The sequence below is a fragment of the Pseudomonas shirazica genome (genome assembly GCF_015168335.1).
Taxonomy (GTDB): domain Bacteria; phylum Pseudomonadota; class Gammaproteobacteria; order Pseudomonadales; family Pseudomonadaceae; genus Aquipseudomonas; species Aquipseudomonas asiatica.
Window position 1 is genome coordinate 2,179,546 of the sequence record NZ_CP063456.1, and the last position, 11,963, is coordinate 2,191,508.

The following is an 11,963-nucleotide window of genomic DNA, read 5'->3' on the forward strand; positions in this document are numbered from 1 at the left end:
ATGAAGCACTTGAAGCCCCTGAACAACAAGGCGCGCATCCTCGAGCAGGCCGCCGCCGAAGACCGCGTCGAAGAAGTCATGGCCATGAGCGCAGTGGCGGGCTGCACCGCCACCACCGACCCGGGCTGGGAAGTGGACGCCTTTGGTGGCGTGAGCTCGCTGTGCCAGCCGATGGAGGCCGACCTGTATGGCTGCTCCGACCCTTGCTGGTGGCCGGCCCAGGTGCCGGACATGATGAGCACCTACCAGGACTGGAACGCCCAGGCGAGCAACTCGGCGGAAGACTGGCGCAACCTCGGCACCGTGTTCCCGAAAGACAAGTGACCGGCCCAACAAGAATGACAAGGGGAAACCGCATGAAAGCTGGACGCTGCGCGTCACTCGCGCTCACCATCGCCGCCACGGCCTGTGCCGGGCTGGTACAGGCCGCCGACACCGGGCCGGCGCTGAAGGCTGGCCACGAATACATGATCGTGACCAACTACCCGAACAACCTGCACGTGGTCGATGTGGCCAGTGACACGGTGTACAAGAGCTGCGTGATGCCCGACAAGTTCGGCCCCGGCACCGCGATGATGGCGCCGGACAACCGCACCGCCTACGTGCTCAACAACCACTACGGCGACATCTACGGCATCGACCTGGACACCTGCAAGAACACCTTCCACGCCAACCTGTCCAGTGTGCCGGGTGAGGTGGGCCGGTCGATGTACTCGTTCGCCATCAGCCCGGACGGCAAGGAAGTGTACGCCACGGTCAACCCGACCCAGCGCCTGAACGACCACTACGTGGTCAAGCCACCGCGGCTGGAGGTGTTCAGCACCGCCGATGGCCTGGAGGCCAAGCCGGTGCGCACCTTCCCGATGCCGCGCCAGGTGTACCTGATGCGTGCGGCGGACGATGGCAGCCTGTACGTCGCCGGGCCGGACATCTACAAGATGGACGTGAAGACCGGCAAGTACACGGTGGCCTTGCCGCTACGCAACTGGAACCGCAAAGGCTACAGCGCCCCGGACGTGCTGTACTTCTGGCCGCACCAGAGCCCGCGCCACGAGTTTTCGATGCTGTACACCATTGCCAGGTTCAAGGATGACAAGCAGGACCCGGCCACCGCCGATCTGCTGTATGGCTACCTGAGCGTCGACCTGAAGACCGGCAAGACCCACACCCAGGAATTTGCCGACCTGACCGAGCTGTACTTCACCGGGCTGCGTTCGCCAAAAGACCCGAACCAGATCTACGGCGTGCTCAACCGCCTGGCCAAGTACGACCTCAAACAGCGCAAGCTGATCAAGGCGGCGAATCTGGACCACACTTACTACTGCGTGGCCTTCGACAAGAAAGGCGACAAGTTGTACCTGGGCGGCACCTTCAATGACCTGGCGGTGTTCAACCCGGATACGCTGGAGAAAGTGAAGAACATCAAGTTGCCGGGTGGGGACATGTCCACCACCACGCCGCAGGTGTTCATCCGTTAGCTCCAGGATGGCTTCACTGGCCTCTTCGCAGCACAAGGCTGCTCCTACAGGCTACTGCGCTCCAATGTAGGAGCAGCCTTGTGCTGCGAAGAGGCCCGCTCAATCAACACAAGAACAACAAGAGACCGCCCATGCCCCAGCCAAGCTACTCCCAGGGCAACCAGGACAAACCCCTGCTTACCCAGTGCATCGGCGACGCCTTCGACACCACCGTCGCCCGCTTCCCCGACCGTGACGCCCTGGTCGTCCGCCACCAGGCCCTGCGCTACACCTGGCAGCAGCTGGCCGACGCGGTCGACCAGCACGCCCGTGCGCTGATGGCCCTGGGCGTGCAGCCCGGTGACCGCCTCGGTATCTGGGCACCCAACTGCGCAGAGTGGTGCATCACCCAGTTCGCCAGCGCCAAGGTGGGCGCGATCCTGGTCAACATCAACCCGGCCTACCGCTCCAGCGAACTGGACTACGCCCTCGGCCAGTCCGGCTGCCGCTGGGTGATCTGCGCCGACGCGTTCAAGACATCCGACTACCACGCCATGTTGCTGGGCCTGGTTCCGGGCCTGGCCAGCAGCCAGCCGGGCGCCCTGATCTGCGAACGCTTCCCCGAACTGCGCGGTGTGGTCAGCCTGGCCGCTGCGCCACCGGCGGGCTTTCTCGCCTGGCACGACCTGCAGGCCCGTGCCGCGGCCGTCAGCCGCGAAGCCCTTGCCGAGCGCCAGGCGCAGCTGCGCTGCGACGACCCGATCAATATCCAGTACACCTCGGGCACCACCGGTTTCCCGAAAGGCGCCACCCTCAGCCACAGCAACATCCTCAACAACGGCTACATGGTCGGTGAAAGCCTGGGCCTGACCGAGCATGACCGGCTGGTGGTGCCGGTGCCGCTGTACCACTGCTTTGGCATGGTCATGGCCAACCTCGGCTGCATGACCCACGGCAGCACCCTGATCTACCCCAACGACGCCTTCGACCCATTGGCCACCCTGCGTGCGGTGGCGGAAGAAAAGGCCACTGCCTTGTACGGTGTGCCGACCATGTTCATTGCCGAACTGGACCACCCGCAGCGTGACGAGTTCGACCTGTCCAGCCTGCGCACCGGGATCATGGCCGGCGCCACCTGCCCGATCGAAGTGATGCGCCGGGTTATCGGCGAGATGCACATGGCCGAGGTGCAGATTGCCTACGGTATGACCGAAACCAGCCCGGTGTCGCTGCAGACCGGCGCCAGCGACGACCTGGAGCGCCGCGTGACCAGCGTCGGGCGCACCCAGCCAAGGCTGGAGAACAAGGTGATTGATGCCGATGGCAACACGCTGCCGCGGGGCGAGATCGGCGAATTGTGCACGCGGGGTTACAGCGTGATGCTGGGCTATTGGAACAACCCCAAGGCCACGGCCGAAAGCATCGATGAGGAAGGCTGGATGCACACCGGCGACCTGGCGGTGATGGACGAGCAGGGCTATGTGCGTATTGTCGGGCGCAGCAAGGACATGATCATTCGCGGCGGCGAGAACATCTACCCGCGCGAGCTGGAGGAGTTCTTCTTCACCCACCCGGCGGTGGCCGATGTGCAGGTGATTGGCGTGCCGTGCAGCAAGTACGGTGAAGAGATCGTGGCCTGGGTGCGGCTTCATCCGGGGCATACGGCCAGCGCGGAGGAACTGCGCGATTGGGCGAAGGCGCGGATCGCACACTTCAAGGTGCCCCGGTACTTCCGCTTTGTCGATGAGTTCCCGATGACGGTGACCGGCAAGGTGCAGAAGTTCCGCATGCGCGAGATCAGTGTCGAGGAGCTGTTTGCCGGGTAAATCACCCATTGAAAAGGAAGTGGGCCCCTGTAGGAGCGGCCTTGTGTCGCGAAAGGGCTGCAGAGCAGCCCCGGCAATTTGTGCATCTGCGCCGAAATCCCGGGGCCGCTTTGCGGCCCTTTCGCGACACAAGGCCGCTCCTACAAGGACCGCGCAGGCCTGATGGTCAGGCAGCAGATGACCTCAGCCCTGCAGCAACTCCGGGCTGTTGAAGTTGCTCAACCTGCGATCATCGTCGGCACATTCCAGCCCCTGCACCGCTTCACGCAGCAAGGCCTTCTGCAAACTCCGCTCGCCCGTCGCCCAGGCCTGCTCCAGCACCGGCAACACCCGGCGTGGCAGCACGCTGAACATCGGCTGCCAGTACCCACCCTGGCGCACCATGGCCGCACTGTCACCCGCCACCGCCAGGTGCAGCAGGTCCTCGATCAACCCCCGGTCAACCAGCGGTGCATCACAGGCCAGCAGCACCACCCATTCATGCCGCGCCACCTTGAGCCCGGCAATCACCCCCGCCAACGGCCCGGGGTAGTCCGCCTCGGCATCGCCGACCAACTGGTCGGCATACGCCCGGTAGGCCTGCTGGTTACGGTTGCAGGAAATCACCAGGTCATCGCTGAGCGGCCGTACCACGCGCTGCACATGCGCCACCAGCGGTTCGCCCTGCCAGTCGACTAGGCCCTTGTCGCGGCCGCCCATGCGCTGGCCGCGGCCACCGGCGAGAATGAGGATGGAGCAGGGGGGCAGGGCATCAGGCATGAAAAAGGGTTCCGGGCAGTCAATGCCGGGAACCCTCCCATTTCACGCGGGGCTTGTCCAGTCAGCTGTCGCTGGTCACGGCCTGCGTGTCGGCATTACCCGCCTGGCGTCGCCCGGCAAGGCGCATCACCACCACGAAGAACACCGGCACGAACACCACGGCCAGGGTGGCGCTGAGCATGCCGCCGATCACCCCGGTACCGATCGCCTTCTGGCTGGCCGAGCTGGCGCCGCTGGCAATGGCCAGTGGCACCACGCCCAGGATGAACGCCAGCGAGGTCATCACGATCGGGCGCAGGCGCAGGCGCGCGGCCTGCACGGCGGCGTCGGCAGCATCCACGCCCTGGTCGACCAGGCTCTTGGCAAACTCGATGATCAGGATGGCGTTCTTCGCCGACAGGCCGATCAGCGTGATCAGGCCGACCTTGAAGAACACGTCGTTGGGCATGCCGCGCAGGGTCACCGCCAGCACCGCACCGAGCACGCCCAGCGGTACTACCAGCAGAACTGCGGTGGGGATCGACCAGCTTTCGTACAGCGCTGCCAGGCACAGGAACACCACCAGCAACGACAGCGCCATCAGCATCGGTGCCTGGCTGCCGGACAGCCGCTCCTGCAGCGACAGGCCAGTCCATTCCAGGCCGGCACCGGCCGGCAGCTGGGCCACCAGGCGCTCGATCTCGGCCATGGCTTCGCCCGAACTGTAGCCGGCTGCCGGTTCGCCGGAAATCGACACCGCCGGGTAGCCGTTGTAGCGGGTCAGCTGCACCGGGCCGCTGACCCACCTGGCCTGGACGAAGGCGCCCAGTGGCACCATCTTGCCGCTGTCGTTGCGCACGTGGATCTTCAGCAGGTCTTCGACCTGGCTGCGCTGGTCGCCTTCGGCCTGCACCACCACCCGCTGCATGCGGCCCTGGTTGGGGAAGTCGTTGACGTAGCTGGAACCCACGGCCACGTCCAGCACCGAACCGATATCGGCAAACGATACGCCCAGGGCGTTGGCCTGGCGGCGGTCGATTTCCAGTTGTACCTGCGGGCTTTCCGCCAGCGAGGCTTCGCGCACGTTGGTCAGCACCTTGCTTTTGCCGGCATTTGCCAGCAGTTCGTCGCGGGCGGCCATCAGCTCGGCGTGGCCCATGCCGCCGCGGTCCTGCAGGCGGAACTCGAAGCCGGTCGACTCGCCAAGGCCGTCGATTGGCGGTGGCAGCACGGAATAGGCCACGGCGTCCTTGAGCTGGGTAAAGGCCATGGTCGCGCGGTCGGCGATCGACTGGGCGCTGTCGTCGGCACCGCGCTCGGACCAGTCCTTGAGCGTGGTGAAGGCCAGCGCTGCGTTCTGCCCGCTGCCCGAGAAGCTGAAACCCAGGATCAAGGTGGTGTTACCCACGCCGGGCTCTTCGGCGTTGTGCGCCTCGATCTGTGCCGCCACCTGCTCGGTGCGCATGCGGCTGGCGCCCGGCGGCAGCTGGATATCGGTGATGGTGTAGCCCTGGTCTTCGGTGGGCAGGAACGCCGTGGGCAGCTGGCTGAAGCCATAACCCAGCACCGCCAGCAGCAACGCGTATACCAGCAGGTAGCGGCCGCTGCGCTTGAGCGCCTGCACCACCCAGCGCTGGTAACCGTTGCTCATGCCCTCGAAGCGCCGGTTGAACCAGCCGAAGAAGCCCTTGCGTTCGTGGTGCTCGCCCTTGGCCACCGGCTTGAGCAGGGTGGCACACAGCGCCGGGGTCAGGCTGAGGGCGAGGAACGCCGAGAACAGGATCGACACTGCCATCGACAGCGAGAACTGCTGGTAGATCACCCCCACAGAGCCTTGCATGAAGGCCATCGGCAGGAACACCGCCACCAGCACCAGGGTAATGCCGACGATCGCGCCGCTGATCTGGCCCATCGCCTTGCGCGTAGCCTCCTTGGGCGGCAGGCCTTCCTCGGCCATGATCCGCTCGACGTTTTCCACCACCACGATGGCATCGTCGACCAGGATGCCGATGGCCAGCACCATGCCGAACAGGGTCAGCACGTTGACCGAGAAGCCCATGGCCAGCATCACGGCGAAGGTGCCCATCAGGGCCACCGGCACCACCAGGGTCGGGATCAGGGTGTAGCGCAGGTTCTGCAGGAACAGGAACATCACCGCGAACACCAGCAGCATGGCTTCGAACAGGGTGTTGATGACCTGCTCGATCGACACCTTGACGAATGGCGAGGTGTCGTAGGGGATGTCGTACTTGACGCCTTCCGGGAAGTAGCGCGCCAGGTCCTGCATCTTCGCCCGCACCAGGGTGGCGGTTTCCATGGCGTTGGCGCCCGGCGACAGCTGCACGCTGAAGGCGGTGGCCGGCTTGCCGTTCAGGCGCGTGCCGTACTGGTATTCCTGGGCACCGATCTCGACCCGGGCGACATCGCCGATGGTCACCGTGGAACCGTCCGGGTTGGCACGCAGGACAATCCCGGCGAACTCCTCGGGGGTGCTCAGCTGGCCCTTGACCACCACGTTGGCGGTGATTTCCTGAGTGCCACGGGTGGGCAGGTCACCAATGCTGCCGGGGGCCACCTGGGCGTTCTGCGCGGCGATGGCCTCGGCCACGTCGTTGGGCGTGAGGTTGAAGCCGATCAGCTTGCGTGGGTCGATCCAGATGCGCATGGCGCGTTCCGAACCGTACAGCTGGGCCTTGCCGACGCCCTTGAGGCGGCGGATCTCGTCCATCACGTTGCGCGCAAGGATATCCGACAGGGCGGTTTCGTCGAGCTTGCCGTCTTCGGAGGTGAGGGTGGCCAGCAGCAGGAAGCCGGTGGAGACCTTTTCCACCTGCAGGCCTTGCTGGGTCACCGGGCGCGGCAGGCGCGACTCGACCACCTTCAGGCGGTTCTGCACGTCGACCTGGGCCAGGTCCGGGTTGGTGCCCGGGGCGAAGGTGGCGGTGATGGTGGCGCTGCCCAGGCTGCTCTGCGACTCGAAGTACAGCAGGTTGTCGGCGCCGTTAAGCTCCTGCTCGATCAGGCTGACCACGCTCTCGTCCATGGTCGCCGCCGAGGCGCCCGGGTACACGGCGTAGATTTCCACCTGCGGCGGGGCCACGTTGGGGTACTGGGCCACCGGCAGCTGCGGGATGGCCAGGGCACCGGCCAGCAGGATGAACAGGGCGACCACCCAGGCGAATACCGGGCGGTCGATGAAGAATTGCGGCATGAATCAGGCCCTCACTGGCCAGTGTGCTGTGCGATGGGCGATGCCCCTGATGCATTGTCGACCTGCACCTGGTCACCGGCCTTGACGTGTTGCAGGCCCTCCACCACCACCCGTTCGCCGGGGGCCAGGCCTTCGCTGACGATCCAGCGGTCGCCCTGGGCGCTGCCCAGTACTACCTGGCGGTCGCTGACCCGGGCCTGCGGGTCGACCACCAGCACCTTGGGCACGCCAGCGCTGTCGCGCAGGATGGCGCGCTGCGGCACGCTCAGGCCCTTGGGCTGCACGGCCTGCTCCAGGCGCACGCGCACGTAGCTGCCGGGCAGCAGGTCGAGGTCCGGGTTGGGGAACTCGCTGCGCAGGGTGATCTGGTTGGTGCTGGGGTCGACGCTGATGTCGGAGAACAGCAGTTTGCCCGGCAGCGGGTAGGTGCTGCCATCGTCCTGGATCAGCGTGGCCCGGGCCTGGCCGTCGCCCACCTGCTGCAGCTCGCCGGCACGCATGGCGCGGCGCAGGGCGTTGAGCTCGCGGGTCGACTGGGTGACATCGGCGTGGATCGGGTCCAGCTGCTGGATGGTCGCCAGGGGCGTGGTCTCGTTCTGCCCGACCAGCGCACCTTCGGTGACCTGTGCGCGCCCGATACGGCCGGAAATCGGAGCCGTCACGGTGGCGTAGCCGAGGTTCAGGCGGGCGCGTTCCAGGGCGGCCCTGGCCTCGGCCACTGCGGCATCGGCCTGCAGGTAGCTGGCCTTGGCGTTGTCGTATTCCTGGCGGCTGACGGCCTTGTCGTCGACCAGTTCGCGGTAGCGCTGTTCCTGCAGGCGTGCCTGGTACAGGGTGGCCTCGGCCTTGGCCAGGGTGGCGCGGGCGCTGTCGTGGTCGGCCTTGAACGGTGCCGGGTCGATCAGGAACAGCACATCGCCCTGCTTGACGTCGCTGCCTTCGCGATACACCCGCTTGAGCACAACGCCCGCGACACGTGCTCGCACTTCGGCGGTGCGCGGCGCGAGGATGCGGCCGCTGAGCTCACTGCTGATGGCCAGTGGCTGCAGTTGCAGGGTTTCCACCCGCACTTGCGGGGTGGGAGCCTGTTCTTCCTGTTCGGGGCTGTCGTCGCAGCCGGCCAGGGACAGGCTCAGGAGCGCCAGAAGCGCCAACGGGCGCAAGCGTGGGGGGAGGGTAGTAGACATACGGATCTTCCGATGATGACCGCCGGTATGCTACGGCAGGCGTTCCTTGCGTGGCTGTTAATACCTGTAGGACGAGTGTGAAAAAGTGTGAAGAACAATCCTGTCTGCCTGTAGTGTTCTATATCCTGAGTATTCCTGTACCGGCCTCTTCGCGGGCTTGCCCGCTCCCACAGGGACTGCACAGCTTTCAAGTGCTGTTGGGTCCCTGTGGGAGCGGGCAAGCCCGCGAAGAGGCCGGTGAGGTCTTACCCCAACCCAGATTCCCAAGCGCCTATGCCGAATATTTTCCTGGTCGAAGACGACAGCGCCCTGTCCGAACTGATCGCCAGCTACCTGCAACGCAACGACTTCCATGTCCAGGTGATCGCCCGTGGCGATCATGTGCTTGACGAGTACCGCCGGCAAAAGCCCGACCTGGTCATCCTCGACCTGATGCTGCCGGGGATCGACGGCCTGCAGCTGTGTCGCCTGCTGCGCCAGGAGTCGCAGGGCCTGCCGATCCTGATGCTGACCGCCCGCGACGACAGCCACGACCAGGTCCTGGGCCTGGAAATGGGCGCCGACGACTACGTGACCAAACCCTGCGAGCCGCGTGTACTGCTGGCCCGCGTGCGTACCCTGCTGCGTCGCAGCAGCGTCAACGAGCCGCGCCTGGACAACGACCTGATCCTGATCGGTGGCCTGCGCATCGACCTGGCCGAGCGCACCGTGAGCTGGCGTGGCGAAGAGGTGGAGCTGTCCAGCGGCGAGTACAACCTGCTGGTGGTACTGGCGCGCAATGCCGGCGAAGTGCTGAACCGCGACCGCATCCTGCAGCAACTGCGGGGTATCGAGTTCAACGGCACCGACCGCTCGGTGGACGTGGCCATCTCCAAGCTGCGGCGCAAGTTCGACGATAACGCCGGCGAAGCGCGCAAGATCAAGACCGTGTGGGGCAAGGGCTATCTGTTCAGCCGTGTCGAGTGGGAGTGCTGACCGCCCATGCTGAAGATTCTGGTGCGGCTGTACCTGGTGATCATCGTTGCCTATGCCGGTGCACTGTTGTTCATCCCCGACACCATCGTCGGCCTGTTCCAGGACCGCTTCATGGCCTACAACCTGGACCAGGCCAAGGGCGTGCAGTCGCTGATCGTGCGCCAGTTCCGCCAGGCCCCGCGCGAGCAGTGGCCGGCGGTGGAGCAAGAGCTGGCCAGTGATTTCGCGCCGCTGGAACTGCAACTGCTGCGCATGGACCAGGCTGACCTGAGCGAGGACGAGCAGGCGCGCCTGGAGCACGGCCTGTACGCCGTGCGCATTGCCGAATGGGGCTACTACGAGACGGTGCTGGCGCCGCTGGACAAGGAATGGCTGGTGCGTCTGCACTCACCGCCAGACCCGCTGGATATCAACGTGCTGTCGTGGGGTGTGACCGTCCTGATCGGTGCAGCGATGCTCGGTTGCCTGTTGCTGTGGGTATGGCCGCACTGGCGCGACCTGGAGCGCCTCAAGGAAACCGCCCGGCGCCTGGGTCAGGGGCAGATGGCCGAGCGTACGCACATCTCGCCGCACTCCAACATCGGTGAACTGGCCGGGGTGTTCGACACCATGGCCAGTGACCTGGAACGCCACGTGAACCAGCAGCGCGAGCTGCTCAATGCGGTGTCGCACGAGTTGCGCACGCCGTTGACCCGGCTGGATTTCGGCCTGGTGCTGCTGTTCGACGAAGTGCCGCCGGCCAGCCGCAAGCGCCTGCTGGAGCTGGTGGGGCATGTGCGTGAGCTGGATGAGCTGGTGCTGGAGCTGTTGTCCTACAGCCGGCTGTACAACGCCGACCAGGCCCGCGAGCGGGTCGAGGTGTCGTTGCTGGAACTGGTCGACAGTGTACTCGGCGGCTTTGCCGAGGAACTCGATGGCCGGGGTATCCAGTGGGAGGTGCGGGCCGAGGGGGATCTGCCGCGTTTTGTGCTGGACCCACGGCTGACGGCACGGGCGGTGCAGAACCTGGTGCGCAATGCCATGCGTTACTGCGACGAGAGCCTGTTGCTGCGCTTGCGCCTGGAAGACGATGGCGCCTGCCTGGTGACGGTGGAGGATGACGGGATCGGTATTCCGGTGGAGGAGCGCGAGCGGATTTTCCAGCCGTTCTACCGCCTGGACCGTAGCCGTGACCGCAATACCGGCGGGTTTGGCCTGGGCTTGGCGATCAGCCGGCGGGCGATCGAGGGGCAAGGTGGCACCTTGACCGTGGCGCAGTCGGCGCTGGGTGGTGCACAGTTCCGGATTCGCCTGCCTGCCGGGTGATGGGCTGCCTGTACCGGCCCTTTCGCGGGCTTGCCCGCTCCCACAGGGCATTCACAGGGTTCGAAGCCGGTGCGGTCCCTGTGGGAGCGGGCGAGCCCGCGAAGAGGCCGGGCCTGCTAATCACTTTCTGCCAGCCGGGCAGACCACAGCACAAACCGGTCCTTGCCACTGTGCTTGGCCTCGTATAGCGCCTGGTCGGCGCGCACCAGCGCCGTGGTCAGGCTGTCGCCCTGGTCCACCCGGGCCAGGCCGATGCTGACAGTCACCGGATGCTCGCCAACGTCTTCGCGCACCCGTTGGCACAGCGCCGCCACCCGTTGCTCGGCGCCTTGCTGGTCCAGCCCCTGGAAAAAGATCGCGAACTCCTCGCCGCCCAGTCGGGCAAACTCGTAACCGGCCATGCTCGCCTTGATATGCAGGGCCACGCGCTTGAGCACTTCATCGCCCACGTCATGGCCGAAACGGTCATTCACCCGTTTGAAGTTGTCGATGTCGATCATCGCCAGGTACTGCTCGGCCGTGGCCAGGCGCAGCTGGCGGTCGGCCTGGGCCATGAACGAACGGCGGTTGGGGATTTCGGTCAGGGCATCGACATAGGCCTGGTCCAGCAGCACCTTGGACAGGTAGAAGTTGTGCAGCTTGGCCTTGCGCATCTGCAGGTAGCTGTAGATGACCAGGCCGCTGAGGAACACCGCGTAGCTGATCAGCATGGCGCCTTCGAGTTCGTCCGGCCCGATGCGGGTGTGGTAGAACGGGTTAAGCACCACCCAGGTGATGGCCATGGCGCAGAAGAACGACCAGCGCCGCACCGGTAGCACCGACACGGCATACAGCACGGTGGAGACCCCGAGCACCAGCCACACCGGGCGCAGGGCCACCGGGATGCCTTCAATCACCAGGCGCATGCCCAGGGTGATGGAGGCGATGAACAGCAGGTTGAGTACATCGAAGTGATGGCTGCGACGGGTGAACCGCAGTACCACGGTGAGGCTGCCGAGCAGGGTGATGAACAGATAGGACAGCCAGGTGAAACCCTGGCCGCCGAGGAAGCTGACGATCAGGTCGAAAACCAGCCAGATCAGAATGCTGACGCAGAATACCAGCAGGCAGAACGGGCGCATGAGCTCGAATTCGTGCTGGCGGAATTCGGCGCGCAGGGCGGCGGGGGCGACCTGTTTGCGAACGTGGGCTTCGATGGTCTTGAACATTCGGGCTCCTGAGAGTACTACCATGCCGGTCCCGGCCCTTTCGCAGCACAAGGCTG

The 11,963-nt window shown here is 65.5% G+C and carries 9 protein-coding genes; 5 read left to right on the top strand and 4 right to left on the bottom strand.

Going from position 1 to position 11,963, the window contains the following annotated elements; genetic code table 11:
- From qhpC to IMX18_RS10010, 3 genes are all read left to right on the top strand, one after another.
- On the top strand, window positions 1-324 hold the full coding sequence (qhpC, locus tag IMX18_RS10000) for a quinohemoprotein amine dehydrogenase subunit gamma (protein ID WP_004375838.1): 324 nt from the start codon (window positions 1-3) through the stop codon (window positions 322-324).
- A gap of 32 nt (window positions 325-356) precedes the next feature.
- A complete protein-coding gene (gene peaD, locus IMX18_RS10005) occupies window positions 357-1,478 on the top strand; it encodes a quinohemoprotein amine dehydrogenase subunit beta (RefSeq protein WP_015270567.1) in 1,122 nt (373 codons plus the stop codon).
- A gap of 131 nt (window positions 1,479-1,609) precedes the next feature.
- On the top strand, window positions 1,610-3,283 hold the full coding sequence (locus tag IMX18_RS10010; RefSeq protein WP_015270566.1) for a fatty acid CoA ligase family protein: 1,674 nt from the start codon (window positions 1,610-1,612) through the stop codon (window positions 3,281-3,283).
- A 183-nt stretch (window positions 3,284-3,466) separates the two neighbouring features.
- On the opposite strand, the gene mobA is transcribed toward IMX18_RS10010, so the two are convergent.
- From mobA to IMX18_RS10025, 3 genes are all read right to left on the bottom strand, one after another.
- A complete protein-coding gene (mobA, locus tag IMX18_RS10015) occupies window positions 3,467-4,042 on the bottom strand; it encodes a molybdenum cofactor guanylyltransferase MobA (protein ID WP_015270565.1) in 576 nt (191 codons plus the stop codon).
- A 61-nt stretch (window positions 4,043-4,103) separates the two neighbouring features.
- Window positions 4,104-7,232: an efflux RND transporter permease subunit gene (locus IMX18_RS10020; RefSeq protein ID WP_015270564.1), complete on the bottom strand. Its 3,129-nt coding sequence runs from the start codon at window positions 7,230-7,232 to the stop codon at window positions 4,104-4,106.
- Between the two features lie 11 nt (window positions 7,233-7,243).
- Window positions 7,244-8,419, bottom strand: a complete 1,176-nt coding sequence (locus IMX18_RS10025) for an efflux RND transporter periplasmic adaptor subunit (RefSeq protein ID WP_061304561.1) — start codon at window positions 8,417-8,419, stop codon at window positions 7,244-7,246.
- Window positions 8,420-8,692: 273 nt separating this feature from the next.
- On the opposite strand from IMX18_RS10025, the gene IMX18_RS10030 reads away from it, so the two are divergent.
- The gene (locus IMX18_RS10030) at window positions 8,693-9,394 is read left to right on the top strand and encodes a response regulator (RefSeq protein ID WP_003259958.1); all 702 of its coding nucleotides are present in this window, start codon (window positions 8,693-8,695) and stop codon (window positions 9,392-9,394) included.
- Between the two features lie 6 nt (window positions 9,395-9,400).
- Window positions 9,401-10,699, top strand: coding sequence for an ATP-binding protein (locus tag IMX18_RS10035; RefSeq protein WP_013972839.1), 1,299 nt, complete (start codon window positions 9,401-9,403; stop codon window positions 10,697-10,699).
- A gap of 116 nt (window positions 10,700-10,815) precedes the next feature.
- On the opposite strand, the gene IMX18_RS10040 is transcribed toward IMX18_RS10035, so the two are convergent.
- Window positions 10,816-11,907: a GGDEF domain-containing protein gene (locus IMX18_RS10040; protein WP_217190111.1), complete on the bottom strand. Its 1,092-nt coding sequence runs from the start codon at window positions 11,905-11,907 to the stop codon at window positions 10,816-10,818.
- Window positions 11,908-11,963: the final 56 nt, after the last annotated feature.